Raw genomic sequence first — 16,050 nt, forward strand, 5'->3', positions numbered from 1 at the left:
ATCCTCCCTTTGTAATATCCACGGGTGCGGGGCTGCGCTAAACCGGAGCCGTCATGAAGCGCTTCCTCGACCGTTTGCTGGAAACCGGCGCGATCTGTTGGTTCGGGATGGCGGGGCTGATGTTTCTCGGCTCGCTGATGGTCGGCACGATGCGTGGGACGCTGGTCGTGGGTGGCCACATGGGGGTTCACGACAGGCAGGGGATGATCTCCCTGCATGACGCCTCGTGTTTCTGGTTCGGAGTGGCGGCGGTGATGGCGGGCATCGGTGTCGGCGTGATGCGCACCACAGGAAAGAAGCGGTGATCACGCTTCCTTGCGGCTCGAGGCCCGCTCCACCAGCTCGCCTAACAGGCACACCTCACTGACCGGGCGGGCGGGGTCTTCGATCCGTTTCATGAGCAGCTCGGCTCCGGCCTGGCCGATGGTGGCGGCGGGTTGGCGGATCACGGTCACGGGGGGCTCCACGAAGCTGGCCCAGGTGGGGTCGTCGAAGGCGGCGAAGCCGATTTCCGCGGGCACGCGGATGCCACGCTGGCGCAGGCGCTTGAACGCGCCGCTGGCGAGCAGGGCACTGCCGCAAAGGACGGCATCGATCCGGGGTTCGAGCTTCAGCAGCTCGTCGATCATGCGTTCGCCCTCGGCTTCGAAGGCGGGGGCTTGGAGGGCGGCGGCGGGTTCGAGGCCGGTGCCTTCGAAGGCGGCGTGGAAACCGCGCATGCGCTCCATGGCGGTGTAGCTGCGCAGGCCGAAGAGGCCGGCGATGCGGCGGTAACCGCCGTCGAGGAGGGTGCGGGTGAGCTTTTGGGCGGAGTCGAAGTTGTCGAGCACCACCGAATCGAGGCCGGAGTCGGGAAGCTTGCGGTCGAAGAGAACGATCGGCGGAAAGCCCATGCCGCCGTCGAGGGCTTGCTTGAAGCCCGCACGGGTGGGAGAGAGCAGGATGCCAGCGACCTTTTCATCGGCCATCAGTTGCAGGTAGCGGGCTTCCTTCTTCGGGTCCTCGTCGGTGTTGCAGATCACGACGCTGTAACCCGCCTCCATCGCCACGGCCTCCACGGCGCGGCTGATCTCGCTGAAGAAGGGATTGCGGATGTCGGAGAGGATCAGGCCGATGACGCGGGATTTCTGCTCGCGCAGGCTGCGGGCGAGCCGGTTCGGGCGGTAGCCGAGGGCTTCCACGGCGGCCATCACCTTTTCCCGCGAGTCCGGGCTGATGTAGCCCTTGCCGGACAGCACGCGGGACACGGTGGCGGTGGAACAGCCGGCCTTTTCGGCCACGTCTTTGATCGAAACGGTCATCAGAAATGGAAACGATTGCAGATCGAGGCGACAAGCGCTCACGAACCCGGGGCCGTTGTAAGGCTATTCTTTTAAAAGGAAAAGAAAGGAATTCATGCAGCGATGGGGGTGACTTGAAAATTTTTCAAAAAGCGATTTGACGATCCGGTGTTTAATCGATTACATATTCCCTCACGACCGCGTTGGTCGCCTGTTTTCCAACCCGAAAACCCCGCGCATCCATGTTCGCCATCACTGCTCAGGACATCCGGCTCGGTGCCTATGTCGCCTCGAAGGAAGCCGCGATCCGGGTCGTCGCCGGGATTCTCAAAGGCGAGGGGGCGATCGAGTCCGGCTACGCGGAGGGCATGCTGGCCCGCGAGGCGGCGGCCACGACCTATCTGGGCAACGGGGTGGCGATTCCGCACGGTCGTCCGCAGGATGCCGCGTTGATCCACGATACCCGGGTGGCGGTGCTCCAGATCCCGGAGGGGGTGGAGTGGCTGGACGGCAAGCGGGCGCACCTGGTGTTTGGCATCGCCGCGAAGTCGGACGAGCATATCGGTCTGTTGCGGCGTCTGACTGGTATCGTCGGCGACGAGGTGCTGGCGGCGCGCTTGGCCCACACGACCGATCCGGAGGAAATCCTGGCCGCGATCGCCGATCCGGCGGAGGTGCCGGGCGCGGAGGCGAGCGATGATTTCGAGGGCAGCGAGGCGGTGATCGAGTTCAGCAATCCGCGCGGTTTCCACCTGCGCCCGGCCGGGAAGTTCTCGCGGGCGGTGAAGGCCTACGGTGGCAAGGTCACGCTGGTGGTGAAACGCCGCGAGATCGAGCCGGACAGCCCGTCGCGCATCCTCGCGCTCGGCATCGCCGCGGGCGACACCATCCGGCTGCGGGTGCAGGGCGAGCATGAGACCGACACGCTGTCCGACCTCGCCGCCTTGCTGGAGGAGATCAACAACGAGCCGCAGGAGGAACCGGAGGACGGCGCGGCGGTGCCTGCCTGGGCTCCGCAGGAGCAGGCGGGTGAGGGACATGCGCCGCTCGCCGGCACGATGGCGGCTCCGGGGCTGGCGGTCGCGCCGGTGTGGCGCTGGGTGAATGTCGAGCTGGCCGAGCGCAAGACAGCGGTGGGAGACACCGCCACCGAACTGGCTGCGCTTTCCACCGCCATCGCGACGGCCCGCAAGCAGTTGCTGCGGCTCACGGAGGGCAATCTCAATCCGGTGCAGCGTGGCTTGTTCGAAGCCCATGCCGCGCTGGTGGAGGACGATGAAATGCACCGCGCGGCGGAGGCCTTGATCCGCGAAGGCGATGACTCGCTTGTCGCCTGGAACGTGGTGGTGGAAGAGCGTGCGCGGCGGATCGAGCAAATGGACGACACCCATCTCGCCCAACGCGGGATCGACCTGCGCGACGTGGGCCAGCGAGTGCGGAAGATTCTGCTTGGCGTGGATCTCGATCCCCTGGCCGCGATCACCGATCCGGTGATCCTGGTGGCGGACGATTTGGAGCCGTCGCAGGCGGCGCAGCTCAAGGTGGAGAAGATCAAGGGCATCTGCCTGAAGAAGGGCAGCCCGAATGCCCACGCGGCGATTGTCTCCCGCTCGCTCGGCATTCCGATGCTGGTGGCGGTCGGCTCCGCGCTGGACCATTTGAACGCCACCGGGCCGGTGATCCTCGATGCCTCGGGCGGTCGCCTGATTCCCGAGCCCACCGCCGCCGATCTGGAGTCGGCGCGGATCGCGATCCAGCAGGTCGGGGTGCGCCGCGATCAGGACCGTGACCATCGTTTCGAACCGGCGATCCTGAAGGACGGTCACCGCGTGGAGGTGGTGGCGAACATCGGTCAGACTTCCGAAGCCCATGCGGTGATCGATTCCGGCGCGGAGGGTGTGGGTCTGGTGCGCACCGAGTTCCTGTTTCTCGATCGCTCGCACGCGCCGGATGAGGAGGAGCAGTACCACGCGCTGCGTGAGATGATCGAGGCGCTGCAGGGGCTGCCGATGATCGTGCGCACGCTGGACATCGGCGGCGACAAGCCGGTGTCGTATCTCGGCCTCAGCGACCACGACCTTTCCTTCCTCGGCCTGCGCGGATTCCGCCTCAGTCAGGCGCGGCCGGACCTGGCGGTGACCCAATTGCGGGCGATCTTCCGTGCCGCCGAGCACGGGCCGGTGCGGCTGATGTTTCCGATGATCGCCACGCCGAACGATTTCCTGCGCGCCCGCGAGATGACGGAAAAGGTCCGCCGCGAGGTGGGTGGCCGGAAGGTCGAGCTCGGCGTGATGATCGAGGTGCCGTCGGCCGTAACCTTCGCGCCGGAGCTGGCGGAGCTCGCCGACTTCTTCTCGATCGGCACCAATGACCTCACTCAGTACACGCTGGCGGTCGACCGCACCCACCCGCTGCTGGCGAAGCGCGCCGACAGCCTGCATCCGGCGGTGCTGCGTCTGATCGACGCCACGGTAGAGGCCGCGCATGAGAAGGGGAAATGGGTGGGCGTGTGCGGTGGCCTCGCCGCCGATCCGCTCGGCGCGCTGATCCTCACCGGGCTGGGCGTGGACGAGCTGAGCATGCCGCCCGCGCTGGTGCCGCAGATCAAGGCGCTGCTGCGCCGTGAGGAACTCGGCCACCTCTCCACGCTCGCCGCGAAAGCCCTGCGCCAGCGCGATGCCCGCGCCGTGCGCGCCCTGCGCCCCGCCCACTGAACTCCGTTTTTCGATCCGCCATGGACCCCGACATCGTCACCATCACGCTCAATCCCGCGATCGACCAGACCGTGTTCCTGGAGCGCTTCACGCCGGGAACGGTCAACCGCGCCCGGCTTCGCACCGTCCAGGCGGGGGGCAAGGGCGTGAACGTCTCCGCCATGTTGGGAAGCTACGGCATTCCCAGTAAAGCCACCGGTTTCGCGGGCAAGGCGAACGCCTCGGTCTTCAGCGCGCTGTTCCGCGAGCGCGGGGTGGAGGATGCCTTCCTGCGGATCGATGGGGAGACGCGGGTGGGGATCAAGATCGTGGACGACTCCACCCGTGCCACCACCGACATCAATTTCCCGGGGTTGGAACCCACGCTCGCGGACCAGGCGCGGTTCGAGCGCAAGCTCCGCCTGCTGGTGAAGCCGGGGCGCTGGTTCGTGCTGGCGGGCAGTCTGCCCGCGGGGGTGAGCGTGGATTTCTTCGAGGAGCTGCTGGCGCTGATGAAGCGTGGCGGCGCGAAGGTGGCGGTGGACACCAGCGGCGAGGCGCTGCGCGTGGCGATCGAGGGCGGGGTCGATATCGTGAAGCCGAACGAGCACGAGCTCGCGGAGATCCTTGGCCACGAGCTGCCGGATTTCCCGAGCCGGGTCGCGGCGGCGATCGAACTCCAGAAGACGAAGGTGCCGCACGTGATCCTCTCGCTTGGCAGCGAGGGCGCGCTGTTCATCACCCCGGAGCAATCGCTGATGGCCGCCGCGCCGCCGGTGAAGGTGGTCAGCACGGTGGGCGCGGGCGATTCGCTGCTCGCCGGTTACCTCGCGGGACTTGTCACGGGTTTGAAGCCCGCGGACCGCGCGCGGCTCGCCACCGTTTTCGCCTGGTGCGCGCTGGAGGACGTGCGGCGCGTGCTGCCGTCCGCCGCCGAGGTCCGCAAACGGATGCCGCGCATCACGGTCCAGTCCCTTTCGAAAATGAACGCCTGAAAACCCCAAGTTCCCACCCCGATGAAAACCCTCCAAGTCATGGTCCATTGTCCGCCGGACGAACCGCTCACGCGCCTCGCCCTGGGCGCGCTCGCCGCCGAGGCGCAACTGCGCGGGATCGAGCCGGTCGTTTCCTTCGATCGCGCCGCGGCCGATGGCGAGGCGTTGGTGATCGATGACGCGGGCGCGGTGACCCGGCCGCGCTTGATCCGCGACACGGCGGCGGTCCTCGATGCCATCGCCCCGCGGCTCAAGGCGGCACCGGCCCCGGTGGTGGCGAAGGAGGAGAAGCAGGAACCTACGACGAAACATCTGATCGGCGTCACCTCCTGTCCCACCGGCATCGCGCACACCTTCATGGCGGCGGAAGCGTTGCTGAAGGGCGCGGCCGCGCTGGGCTACACCATGAAGGTGGAAACCCGCGGTTCGGTGGGGGCGAAGAACGAGCTGACCGCCGAAGACATCGCCAAGGCGGACGCGGTGATCGTGGCCGCGGATGCGAACGTCGAAACCACGCGTTTCGCCGGCAAGCGCCTGCTTCAAACCGGCACCAAGCCCGCAATCCACGACGCCCAGTCCCTGATCCGCGAGGCGTTGGCGATGGAGCCCGCGACGGCGGTGACCTCCGCGAAGACCGCGGCGAAGCCGGAGCGCACCGGCCCCTACAAGCACCTGATGACGGGCGTGTCCCACATGCTGCCGCTGGTGGTGGCGGGCGGTCTGCTCATCGCGCTGGCCTTCGCGGTGGGAGGAATCTACGCGGGTGACCAGCCGGGCACCCTCGGATGGGCGTTGATGCAGATCGGCGCGAAGTCGGCCTTCGCCCTGTTCATCCCGGTTTTCGCGGGCTTCATCGCGTTTTCGATCGCGGACCGTCCGGGTCTCACACCGGGGTTGATCGGCGGCATGCTCGCGTCCAGCGTGGGTGCGGGATTCCTCGGCGGCATCGCGGCCGGATTTTTAGCCGGCTATTTCACCCGCTGGCTGAACCGGACGCTGAAGCTGCCCGACCAGCTCGCGGGATTGAAGCCGGTGCTGATCCTGCCGCTGGTGTCCTCGCTGGTGATCGGGTTGGCGATGATCTTCCTGATCGGTCCGCCGGTGAAGGTCATCATGGACGGCGTGTCCGCTTGGCTGAACAGCCTGCAAGGAAGCAGCGCGCTGCTGCTGGGGCTGATCCTCGGCGGCATGATGGCCTTCGACATGGGCGGGCCGATCAACAAGGCGGCCTACACCTTCGCGGTGGGGCTGGTCTCGACCAAGATCTACGGGCCGATGGCGGCGGTGATGGCCGCGGGCATGGTGCCTCCGCTGGGCCTCGCGCTGGCTGCCACCTTGTCCAGGAACCGTTTCTCCGCTGATGAACAGCAGGCCACCAAGGCCACCGCCGTGCTTGGCATGGCCTTCATCACCGAGGGGGCAATCCCCTTCGCCGCGGCCGACCCGCTGCGGGTGATCCCGTGCACCGTGCTCGGCTCCGCGGTGGCGGGCGGGCTTTCGATGTTCTTCAGTTGCAAGCTGGTCGTGCCGCACGGCGGGATCTTCGTGCTGGCGATTCCGGGGGCGATCTCGCAGCCGCTGGGTTACGTGGTGGCGCTGCTGGCCGGAACCCTGGTCACGACCGCGGCGCTCTACGTGATGAAGAAGCCGGCCGCGGCGCTGGTGCCGGTGGCCTCGTAACCGCGGGGCCGGGAGGGGGAAGATAGGGCACGTAGGACCCATAGGACCCATGCGGGGAGGCTTCACACGTCCATTTTGCCAAAATTTACTGAGAATATAGTAATAAAATCCATTGCATTGCCATCCATGAAAAAACACATCCTGTTTCCGCTCCTGCTATCCACCGGCCTCGCCTCTGGGGAGGAGGCGTCCTGGCTCGAAGGCAACCAGCTTTCCGGTGATTGGCACGGCGTCCGCACCCGGTTGAAGGATTCCGGCGTGACCGTGTTCGCGAACTACAACGCGATCGTCGCCGCGAACGTGTCCGGCGGCCTCAAGGACGACGAGGCTTTCGCCGGTGACCTCTACGCCGGGGTGAAGTTCGACCTGGAGAAAATCCTCGGTTGGGACGACACCGTGTTCACGATCTCCGGCGTGGAGCGCCACGGCCGCAGCGTGGACCGCGCGGTGGGCGGGCAGTACAGCGTGATGCAGCTCGTCGGCGGTCAGACCGCCTTTCTCTACGAGCTGAACCTGGAGAAGAAGTTCCTGGACGACACGCTTTCGGTGAAGCTCGGGCGCATGAGCGCCACCGACGATTTCGTGGGCTCGCCCTATTACTCCTACTCGCTGAACAACGCGGTCGACGGCCAGATCCGCGCGGTGCTCTTCGACGGCGTGATGACCTCGTATCCGTTCCCGGTGTGGGGCGGGCGGGTGAAATACGAACCGTGCGACGAGTTCTACGTGTCGGTGGGGGCCTACCAGCTATCCGACAACATCTTCGACCCGAAGGACCACGGAGTGGACTTCAACATCCGCGGCGACGACGGGATTTCGATCTTCACCCAGGTGGGATGGAATCCGGTCTTCGATGGTCGGCCCGCGCATTTCTTCGCGGGCATGAACAACGCCTTCCACCGCATCGACCAGTTCAACACCGCGCAGGACACGCACCACTTCACGCGCTTCTACGGCCACGGCGACTACCAAGTCTACAGCGAGACGCCGGGGAGCGACCAGGGCCTGGTGGTGTTCGCCACGCTGGCCTACACCGCCCGCGAGGAGGTGGCGATCATGCCGGTGCAATCGACGCTGGGGCTGCACTACAAGGGCCTGTTCCCCGGGCGCGACAACGACCGCACCGTGTTCTTCGCAACCTATGGCGGCTTCAGCGATGACTACGCCGCGCAGCAACTGGCGGTAGGCATGGGCAAGCCGGAGTATGAGATGGTGCTGGAAGCGGGCCACCGTTTCCAGATCACCCCGGCGCTCTACGCCCAACCGGACATCCAGTACATCATCCGCCCCGGCGGCACCGGCAAGGTGGACAACGCGCTGGTGCTCGGGATGCAGTTCGGCGCGACGTTCTGAGAATGCCTGCGACGGGAGCCCGGGGAGAGGTTCCGGAATGGATGGGCCTGCGCGCGTGAGCGAGACGCGCGGGGCGATTTCCAAGGAAGGCACGGAGGCCGTCGCTCCCGTCGCAAGCGAAAGGGAGGCTCAGCTTCCGGCGGGAACGGTGAGCGTGGCGGGCGGCGGGGAAGCGGGCACGGACCAAGAGCCGGGTTTGTCCGGCTTGGCGGGATCGAAGGTCGGCAGGCCGGGCTCAAGGTGCTTGGCCAGATCGGGCACGCTGGCGCGGATGCCTTCCACCATGCACTTCGCGAGCAACCACGAGCCGAAGGTGTTGAAGTGGGTGTTGTCGGCCAGCTCCTTGTCCTGACCGGGGAAAGTATTGGCCGGATAGAAGACGAAGGCCTTCGTCGAGTCTTGGGGGCCGAGCGCCTTGAAGACCGAGTAGCTCATCTGGTGGAGGTCGATCAGCGGAACGTTCTTCTCCTTCGCCACCAGTCGGACCGCCACAGGGTAGTCGCCGTGGGTGTCTTCCAGGTTGCCGCTCTTGTCGAAGCGACGGCGGTACATCGGCGTCACCAGCACGGGCTGGCCCTTCTTCTCACGGATCTTCGCGACGTAGTCTTCGAGATCCGCCTTGTAGGTGGTGAGCGGGCCCACGCCTTCGCCCTTTTCCTTCTCGTCGTTGTGGCCGAACTGGATCAGGACGTAGTCGCCCTGGTGGATCTGGCTGAGAATCTTGTCGAGGCGGCCTTGGTAGCGGAAGCTGCGCAGGGCGAGGCCGGACTCGGCTTGGTTCGCGATGGCCGTGCCGGGCTGGAAAAACATCGGCAGCACCTGGCCCCAGGCGCCCCAGGGTTCGTTCTGCTGGTCAGTGACGGTCGAGTCGCCCGCGATGAAAACGGTGAGTGGATTCTTGGCGGGCTTCACATCCACGGAGGTGACGCCCGGCTGGCTGCCGCTGAACTCGAGGTCGAGCGTCTTGTTCCAGTTGAGGTGGTTTTCCTCGCGCTTGTTCGTCTTCACCCGCTGGCCGTTCGGCAGGGCGGGGGTGCGGACGTTCACGGTGAAGGTCCGGGTGACGGTCTTGCCGGGCTCGGTCTTCAGGTTCGCGATCATCAGGCGGCGGGCTTCCGAGCGGACCGTGGTGTCGGTGGCGGTCTTGCCGCCGAAGGTCACGGTGACGTCATAGTCGCCTTCCGGCACCTCCGCGGACCAGGTGGCAGGCGTGCCGTCACGGAAATCGGCGTGGGCCTGCTGGGCATGGAGCGGAGCGGCGAGGAGAAGGAGCGGCAGGAGAGGTTTCATCGGTCCGGGGAGGTGCGACTGCGGTCGCGTTCGGAGAACTTACGCGCATCGCGTCAATTTTGGACATAGGACGTTTGAGGTATTCACCGGTAGGTTTCCGACGTGAGGGAGAGAATCCTACAGACGAACCGGCGAGGGGAGGCTGGCGAACGAAAGATCGGATCGCGGGGAGCGTTCGGATGGTCTTCAACTTTACCATGATCACCCGCTCTTTCGCGATGTTTCTCGTTTCAGCCCTGCCCGCGTTGGCAGGGAAGACTGCACCCGGTTTTGCCTCGGTGGAGGCATATGGCATGAAGGGCACCACTGGAGGCGGGGACGCGGCGGTGGTCACAGTCCGCACCGCGGAGGAGCTCCAGCAGGCGGTCGAACGGCTCGATGTGAAGGACAAGCGCCAGCGCGACACCACACCTCGGGTGATCCGCCTGGCGGGGGATATCGACCTCGCGCCGCTGGCCAATGAGAAGCCCGGCCACGAGATCAAGCAGGTGGGGGTGGTGAAGCCGCGCTCGAACACGACGTTGGAGGGGCCGCCCGGCGGGGCGTGCCTGAAAGGCGGGATCGTCGAGCTGAAGGGGGTATCGAACGTGATCCTGCGGAACGTGAAGTTCGAGGGACCGTGGGAATTCGATCCCACCGGCGAGTATGACCAGATGGGCTGGGACTGCGTGCGGGTCACGAATTCCGGGCAAACGCGCAGCCATCACATCTGGGTGGACCATTGCGATTTCGGCCGGGTCTACGACGGCCAGCTCGACATCGTCCATGGCTCGGACCTGGTGACGATCTCATGGTGTCATTTCCACGGAGCTCCCGATGCGCCGCAGAAGAAGGGGCTGCTGTTCGGTTCCTCCTCGTCCGAGAAGGCGGTGGCGAATGACCGCGGTCGGATCAATGTCACGATCGACCACTGCTGGTTCCAGGACATCAAGTCGCGCAGTCCGAGGTTGCGCGCGGGGAACGTGCACGTGGCGAACTCACTGGTGGAGCACGCGGACAGCGGCACCATCTCAGTGACCGGTGGGGCGACGCGGGTGGAGCATTCCGTTTACCGCGATTGCAAGGTGGCGACCACCTGGTCCCACGCGGATGACTCGGTGGCGAAGGGACGCGCGGGAAGGATGATCCTCGAGGGCAATCTCCGCTTGCCCGAGGGCACGAAACCGGGGCACGAGTGGGATTTCACCAACTCACCCGGCGCGTTCGCGTTCAACGCGCCGGAGTGGTCCGGGTGGAACGATCTGACGAAACCGCCCTACACGCTGCCACTGGAGAAAGTGGAGGCAGTGGAGGAGTTGGTGAGGAAGGGCGCGGGAGTGAAGTAGAACCCGCTCACACCGTCTTCCACTTGAAGTCCGGCGTCTTCTCGAAGGCGTGGAGGAGCTTGCCGTTCGCGTCGATATGGCGGAGCACAAGCTTGTCCGTGGTGATGGAGAGGTGGGAGAAGCCGAACACCGCTTGGGCGAACTCGGCGGAGTGGTTCTCGTGGATGTCGGTCAGGCGTCGGCCACCGCCGCCGGAGATCACGAAGCTGGTTTTCTTGCCCTGGATCTCAAGGTGCTGGAGGTCGTGGTCATGGCCGCCGAGGTAGACATGCACGCCGTGTGTTTCCAGCAGCGGCGCGAGTTCGTCGACGAGTTCCTTGGTGTCGTTGTGCGGGCCGTTTGAATACACCGGGTGGTGGCCGACCACGGCGGTGAAGGGCGCGCGCTTCGATTGCAGCTCTTTTTCCAGCCAGGCCATCTGGGCCTTCTTCTCCTCGTCGGTCATCCAGATCGGGCGCTGCTCGGCGAGCTTGGCGTGGATGGCACGGTTGATCGGCTCCCAGTCGGTGTCGATCATGAGCAGGGTGATGACCGGGTTTTCCTTCGGCAGGTCGAGGCGGTAGTACTTCGCGGGCATCGTCCAGCGGGTGCCCTCGGGGCGCTTCGCGTAGTCGAGCTCGGCCTTTTCCTGGCCGGCGGTTTCGGCGTAGTCGTGGTTGCCGAGGATGGCCCAGCATGGGCCGGGGAAAACCTCTTTTGGGTAGCAGTCCTCGAAGCCTTTTTTCCAGCGCGGTGAGTCCACACTGCCCATGCCGCCGCCGTAGAAATTGTCCCCGAGCATGAGCATGCCGTGGGGCGGTTTCGGGAGGGCCTGGGTGTAGCGGGTCATGCCGCGGGCGACGGCCCACTGGGATTCCTCGGCGCTACCGAAGTCACCGATGGCGAGGAGTTCGAGGCTGCCCGCCGGGGTGTCCGGGGCGGCTTCGGAGCGGCGGAGGTTGAGCCCCAGGGCGAGGCTCGAGCAGAAAGCGGTCTTGAGCAGGCGGCGGCGGTTCATGACGGCTAAGAAAAGAGCAGGTCGGGGCCGCGCGGCCTATGGAAATTTCGTTAAACTTCCGGGCCATTTGCCCGGGCCAACGCCTCCCGCAGGGTCCGGTGGGACTGGACGATCAGCGCCTCCCGCATCGCCACCTCCATCAGCCGTGTCTTTACCACGGCGGGATCGAGACGGTCTGATGAGAAGAGGTAGGCCAGCAATTCAATGTCCTTGGGGCGCCCAGCTTGGCATTTGGCGGCGGCCATGTCGTGGGGTTCCAAGCACCAGGCGCGCTCGACTCCCTGCAGGGGAATCAGCCGTTCTTCCCAGCCTTTCGGAAACTGTTCGGTGACGATTGGCCGGATGATGTCGGCGTAGTAGCCGAAATGGGCGTGGAAGGGCTCTTCGTTGCCGAGAACGTTGTCCAGTAATACTCCGATATCCTCTGCCCATGGTTCCACGATGAAGTCCGCGTCGTGGGTCCGCTCCAATGGGCCGCCGTGGTCGTCTCCGAGCTCGGGAAATGATGGCAGAAGCGATGCGGAACCGAACACGATCACTTTGCCCGTTTCCATCAGGGCCAGGGCGGTTTTCGCCAGATGCGTCAGTGAGTCCAGGCGCATGAGAATCTTCTTCGTTCTTCTTTCGAGAGGACACCCGGAAACGGCGAGCAGCTTTTCAGAAAGCGGGCGTTCTCATCGTCCCGGCGGAGGAGGTCCAGAAGGGTGGCGAATCCAGCGGGGGTGGAGCGGGCGGTTTCAATCAGGCTCCGCCAGGCCAGCAGGGGGCGGACGTCGCCGAGCCGGTCCATTTCGATCCAACGGGCGATGTTGCGGAGCGGAATCTCCAACAGCTCCGGCTGCCGTTCGATCTTGTCGGCCGTGAACAACCAGCGCTCGTGGATGAGCGGGTTCAGCCAGACATGGTCTTCCGGGATCACGGTGGCACCATACCTCCCGCCCGGGATCAGGGCAAGCGGCTCCAACGGATGGCATCGCTCAATTCTGGCTTTTTCCCCGGAAGTGGTTCATGCTGCGCGGACACATGGGGCAGGCACGGACACGGCATCAGGGGGCGGGAAACGCGGCGCGGGGAGGAAGCGGGGCCGTTTGGCTGATCGTGGTGCTGTCGGTGGCCGCGGTGGCGGGCGGGGCGTGGTGGTGGATGCAGCGGAAACCGGAAACTCCGGTGGCGACCGTGGTCACGAAAACCGCCCCGCAGCCGGTGATCCCGCCGGATGACAAGGTGCACGCGGGCTACGCCGGATCGGCCACTTGCAAGGAGTGCCACCAGACGGCGCACGAGAAGTGGATGACCTCGAACCACCATTTCGCGGAGCGGATGCCGGACCCGAAGCTGGACAAGGTGGCGTTCGATCCCGCCCACCCGATCGCCCACGGCCGGCAGTCATCGGAGGCGAAGCTCGACGTCAACGGGCTGATGCAGCTCATCACGCAGGGGCTCGACAAATCGAAGCAGTCGTTTCCGGTCCGCCGGGTGATCGGGCACGATCCGCTGCGCCAGTTTCTCATCGAGGGCCCGGGCGGCCGGATGCAGGCGGCGGAGCTGGCGTGGGATCCGCACAAGTCGGAGTGGTTCGATGTCTACGGTACCGAGGACCGTCAACCGGGCGAATGGGGCCACTGGACCGGCCGTGGCATGAACTGGAACGCCCAGTGCGCGAGCTGCCACAACACCCGGCCGCGGAAGAACTACGACCCGGCGACCGACTCCTACCACACGAGCATGGCGGAGATGAGCGTGGGCTGCGAATCGTGCCACGGTCCGATGAAGGCCCATGTCGATTGGCAGGCGACACGATCCGTGGGCGCGAAGGACCCGACGCTGAAACCGTTCAGCCGCGACCAGATGCTGGAAACCTGCGCCGCGTGCCACGCGCGCCGCGGCGAGATCACCGGCGACCTGGTGCCCGGCGAGTCGTTCTATGATCACTTCACGCTGAGCGTGCCGGACGGTAGCGATATCTTCTATCCGGATGGCCAGGTGCGGGAGGAGGACTACGAGTTCACCGCCTTCCTCGGCAGCAAGATGCACGCGGCGGGCGTGCGCTGCGTGGATTGCCACGATCCCCACACCGGCAAGCGCGTGCTGGAGGGCAACGCCCTGTGCATGCAGTGCCACACCGGTGGCGCGCCGCGGCCGGGGGGGACCAAGCCCGCGCCGGTGATCGATCCGGTGGCGCACAGCCATCATGCCGAGGGCAGCACCGGGAACCTGTGCACTTCGTGCCACATGCCGGTGACGGATTACATGCAGCGCCACCCGCGCCACGATCACGGCTACACCATTCCCGATCCGCGGATGACGAAGGAATACGGCATCCCGAACGCGTGCAGCCGCTGCCATGTGGACAAGGACGTGAAGTGGGCGATGAAGGCGACCGACGAGTGGTATGGCGAGAAGATGAACCGCCCGACCCGCGAGCGGACCGATCTTTTCGCCCGCGCCCGGCTGGGCGACCCGGCGTCGCGGCAACAGCTCATCGAGTTTTTGAAACAGCCGAACGAACCGCTGTGGCAGACCTCGGCGGTCCATTTGCTGGGCACCTGGGCGGGTGAACCGGCCGCCACGGCGGCGCTGTTGGCGCAGTTCAAACACACCAGCCCGATGGTCCGTGAGGCCGCGGTGCGGGCGGGGGGCGTGCTGGCACAGGAAGGGGATGCGGCCACGATCGCCGCGGTGAAGCCGCTGCTGGACGATCCGGTGCGGAGCGTGCGCGTGGCCGCGGCGTGGATGCTGCGGGACAGCGTCGATCCGGCATCGAAAACCGGCACCGAGCTGCTGCACATGCTCAAGATCGGTGCGGACCAGCCCACGGGCCAGATGCAGCTCGGCCAGTATGAATTCGCGCGGAAGAGCCCGGCGGTCGCGTTGCAGCATTTCCGCAAGGCGGTCGAGTGGGATCCGAACTCCGCGCCCTTCCACCACGATCTGGCGGTGGCCCTCAGCGCGACCGGAGACACCACCGGGGCGATCCGTGAGCTCCAACAGGCGGTGAAACTCGCGCCGGAAATGGCGGAGTATCACTACAAGCTGGCACTCGCGTGGAACGAGGCGGGTTCGCTCCAGAACGCCATCGCCTCGCTGGAGGAAACCGTCAGCCGCGATCCGGAGATGGGCCGCGCTTGGTACAATCTTGCGGCGGCCTATGTGCAGGCCGGTCGCAAACAACAGGCGCAGGAAGCCGCCCAGCGCGCCGCGGCTCTCAATCCCCAGGACCCGCGGGTGCTCCAGTTGCTGCGGTCGCTGAGGTGAGGCCAATCATTCAAGCCTCGGAAACACATGAAAGTCCGTCGAATCGATCACATCGGGATCAACGTCAACGATCTCGCCGCTGCCAAGGCGTTCTTCCTCGAGCTGGGGCTGGAGGTGGAAGGCGAATACCAGATGGAGGGAAAGTGGCTGGACGGGATCGTCGGGCTGGAAGGCGTCCGAACCGAGATGGTGATGCTGGGCACACCGGACGGTGAGACCAGCCTGGAACTGGTGAAGTATGTCTCGCCGGTGGATGAAAGCGGGCTCCAGCCGTCGTCCGCGAACACCCTGGGTATCCGGCACATCGCCATCGCGGTGGACGACATCGAAGGGGTGCTCGCCCGATTGAAGAAGGTGGGAGCGGTGCCCTTCAATGAGATCTACAACTACGAAGGCATCTACAAGCTGTGCTATGTGAGGGGCCCGGAGGGGATCATCCTGGAGCTGGCGGAGAAGATTTCCTGAGGCTCGCAAAATATAGGGGCTCGGTGCTGCTCGTCGTCCCAACGGGACGATGGGTGGCCCGGATCTCCAAATTTTATCGGGCGACCTTGCCCTTTTGAAAATCGATCAAGTCCTGTTCTTCGGCCGCTCCAACCGGATCGAATTTCTTCCAGATCGAAAAATCGGCTTCCGGCATTTCGCGGATGGGAAGGGTTTCTGGCTTGAGGAGTTCCATGAATCGCTCCTCCTCCGCGGAATACCGGCCGTTCGCATCCGGTTTGCCGAGGTTCACGCCGAGCTTGGAAGAGGTGCCTGCATGGCATGCGATGCTCGCGATACCGTCGAGTCCGGCGAAATCGGGACCGCCTCCGACGAACACGATCACGTGATCGCCGATCTTGAGTTTCTCGCAGCCGCCGGTGGAGAGCTTTTTGACGCCCCTGACATCACAGCCGTCCGCGGGGGAGAACAACACCTTCGTCACCACGAGGATGCCCGGTCTGGTGGGACTCGGCGTGTCTTCCGTTTTCTTCGGAGTCGTGCCGAGGCTCTCGACCCGTGTCAGGAACACGTAGTGCTCCCGGTCCATTCTCAGGGAGAGTTTCTCGTTCGGGAGAAATGGAACCTCGAGGACTCCTTCTTTATCCACCGGAGCGGTCCAATGCCGGGGCTCCTCACCGTAAACCGGCGAGGAGAGCAGCAGACACGAAGCAAGCAGTGGGAGAGCGTTTCTCATGA

The 16,050-nt window shown here is 65.3% G+C and carries 14 protein-coding genes; 8 read left to right on the forward strand and 6 right to left on the reverse strand.

From position 1 onward, the window contains the following. Window positions 1–53: 53 nt before the first annotated feature. A complete protein-coding gene (locus tag llg_RS14830) occupies window positions 54–305 on the forward strand; it encodes a hypothetical protein (RefSeq protein ID WP_338285456.1) in 252 nt (83 codons plus the stop codon). Here the strand turns inward: llg_RS14830 and llg_RS14835 are convergent, their stop codons facing one another. After that, window positions 306–1,301, reverse strand: coding sequence for a LacI family DNA-binding transcriptional regulator (locus tag llg_RS14835; protein ID WP_338285458.1), 996 nt, complete (start codon window positions 1,299–1,301; stop codon window positions 306–308). Between the two features lie 221 nt (window positions 1,302–1,522). Between llg_RS14835 and ptsP the strand changes: the two genes are divergently transcribed. From ptsP to llg_RS14855, 4 genes are all read left to right on the forward strand, one after another. Next, complete coding sequence (gene ptsP / locus llg_RS14840) at window positions 1,523–3,994, forward strand: phosphoenolpyruvate--protein phosphotransferase (RefSeq protein WP_338285459.1); 2,472 nt, start codon at window positions 1,523–1,525, stop codon at window positions 3,992–3,994. 20 nt (window positions 3,995–4,014) lie between these two features. Beyond that, a complete protein-coding gene (pfkB, locus tag llg_RS14845) occupies window positions 4,015–4,968 on the forward strand; it encodes a 1-phosphofructokinase (protein ID WP_338285460.1) in 954 nt (317 codons plus the stop codon). A gap of 357 nt (window positions 4,969–5,325) precedes the next feature. After that, window positions 5,326–6,648, forward strand: a complete 1,323-nt coding sequence (locus llg_RS14850; protein WP_345789202.1) for a fructose-specific PTS transporter subunit EIIC — start codon at window positions 5,326–5,328, stop codon at window positions 6,646–6,648. 126 nt (window positions 6,649–6,774) lie between these two features. Next, on the forward strand, window positions 6,775–8,001 hold the full coding sequence (locus llg_RS14855) for a carbohydrate porin (RefSeq protein WP_338285462.1): 1,227 nt from the start codon (window positions 6,775–6,777) through the stop codon (window positions 7,999–8,001). 129 nt (window positions 8,002–8,130) lie between these two features. Here the strand turns inward: llg_RS14855 and llg_RS14860 are convergent, their stop codons facing one another. Beyond that, the gene (locus tag llg_RS14860; protein ID WP_338285463.1) at window positions 8,131–9,291 is read right to left on the reverse strand and encodes a rhamnogalacturonan acetylesterase; all 1,161 of its coding nucleotides are present in this window, start codon (window positions 9,289–9,291) and stop codon (window positions 8,131–8,133) included. 197 nt (window positions 9,292–9,488) lie between these two features. On the opposite strand from llg_RS14860, the gene llg_RS14865 reads away from it, so the two are divergent. Next, the gene (locus tag llg_RS14865) at window positions 9,489–10,616 is read left to right on the forward strand and encodes a hypothetical protein (protein WP_338285464.1); all 1,128 of its coding nucleotides are present in this window, start codon (window positions 9,489–9,491) and stop codon (window positions 10,614–10,616) included. Between the two features lie 7 nt (window positions 10,617–10,623). On the opposite strand, the gene llg_RS14870 is transcribed toward llg_RS14865, so the two are convergent. From llg_RS14870 to llg_RS14880, 3 genes are read right to left on the reverse strand one after another with little or no spacing between them, the layout of a single operon-like run. Then, window positions 10,624–11,613, reverse strand: coding sequence for a metallophosphoesterase (locus tag llg_RS14870; protein WP_338285465.1), 990 nt, complete (start codon window positions 11,611–11,613; stop codon window positions 10,624–10,626). A gap of 50 nt (window positions 11,614–11,663) precedes the next feature. Next, entirely contained in the window at window positions 11,664–12,215 is a 552-nt protein-coding gene (locus llg_RS14875) for a DUF6036 family nucleotidyltransferase (protein WP_338285466.1), read from the reverse strand. Beyond that, window positions 12,197–12,532: a hypothetical protein gene (locus llg_RS14880; protein WP_338285467.1), complete on the reverse strand. Its 336-nt coding sequence runs from the start codon at window positions 12,530–12,532 to the stop codon at window positions 12,197–12,199. Before llg_RS14880 ends, llg_RS14875 begins: the two co-directional genes overlap by 19 nt. An 89-nt stretch (window positions 12,533–12,621) precedes the next feature. On the opposite strand from llg_RS14880, the gene llg_RS14885 reads away from it, so the two are divergent. Continuing rightward, window positions 12,622–14,868: a tetratricopeptide repeat protein gene (locus llg_RS14885; protein WP_338285469.1), complete on the forward strand. Its 2,247-nt coding sequence runs from the start codon at window positions 12,622–12,624 to the stop codon at window positions 14,866–14,868. A gap of 27 nt (window positions 14,869–14,895) precedes the next feature. Next, window positions 14,896–15,333 carry a VOC family protein gene (locus llg_RS14890; protein ID WP_338285470.1) on the forward strand — a complete coding sequence of 146 codons (438 nt, stop codon included), beginning with the start codon at window positions 14,896–14,898 and terminating at the stop codon, window positions 15,331–15,333. A 73-nt stretch (window positions 15,334–15,406) separates the two neighbouring features. On the opposite strand, the gene llg_RS14895 is transcribed toward llg_RS14890, so the two are convergent. Next, complete coding sequence (locus tag llg_RS14895; RefSeq protein WP_338285471.1) at window positions 15,407–16,048, reverse strand: hypothetical protein; 642 nt, start codon at window positions 16,046–16,048, stop codon at window positions 15,407–15,409. Between the last annotated feature and the right edge of the window lie 2 nt (window positions 16,049–16,050).

This window comes from Luteolibacter sp. LG18, assembly GCF_036322585.1.
Classification (GTDB): domain Bacteria; phylum Verrucomicrobiota; class Verrucomicrobiia; order Verrucomicrobiales; family Akkermansiaceae; genus Luteolibacter.

Excerpts from the sequence above, each read along its gene's own strand:
- llg_RS14830 (WP_338285456.1), top strand. The coding sequence starts at position 54 with ATGAAGCGCTTCCTCGACCGTTTGCTGGAAACCGGCGCGATCTGTTGG.
- llg_RS14835 (WP_338285458.1), bottom strand. The coding sequence starts at position 1,301 with ATGACCGTTTCGATCAAAGACGTGGCCGAAAAGGCCGGCTGTTCCACC.
- ptsP (WP_338285459.1), top strand. The coding sequence starts at position 1,523 with ATGTTCGCCATCACTGCTCAGGACATCCGGCTCGGTGCCTATGTCGCC.
- pfkB (WP_338285460.1), top strand. The coding sequence starts at position 4,015 with ATGGACCCCGACATCGTCACCATCACGCTCAATCCCGCGATCGACCAG.
- llg_RS14850 (WP_345789202.1), top strand. The coding sequence starts at position 5,326 with ATGGCGGCGGAAGCGTTGCTGAAGGGCGCGGCCGCGCTGGGCTACACC.
- llg_RS14855 (WP_338285462.1), top strand. The coding sequence starts at position 6,775 with ATGAAAAAACACATCCTGTTTCCGCTCCTGCTATCCACCGGCCTCGCC.
- llg_RS14860 (WP_338285463.1), bottom strand. The coding sequence starts at position 9,291 with ATGAAACCTCTCCTGCCGCTCCTTCTCCTCGCCGCTCCGCTCCATGCC.
- llg_RS14865 (WP_338285464.1), top strand. The coding sequence starts at position 9,489 with ATGATCACCCGCTCTTTCGCGATGTTTCTCGTTTCAGCCCTGCCCGCG.
- llg_RS14870 (WP_338285465.1), bottom strand. The coding sequence starts at position 11,613 with ATGAACCGCCGCCGCCTGCTCAAGACCGCTTTCTGCTCGAGCCTCGCC.
- llg_RS14875 (WP_338285466.1), bottom strand. The coding sequence starts at position 12,215 with ATGCGCCTGGACTCACTGACGCATCTGGCGAAAACCGCCCTGGCCCTG.
- llg_RS14885 (WP_338285469.1), top strand. The coding sequence starts at position 12,622 with ATGCTGCGCGGACACATGGGGCAGGCACGGACACGGCATCAGGGGGCG.
- llg_RS14890 (WP_338285470.1), top strand. The coding sequence starts at position 14,896 with ATGAAAGTCCGTCGAATCGATCACATCGGGATCAACGTCAACGATCTC.
- llg_RS14895 (WP_338285471.1), bottom strand. The coding sequence starts at position 16,048 with ATGAGAAACGCTCTCCCACTGCTTGCTTCGTGTCTGCTGCTCTCCTCG.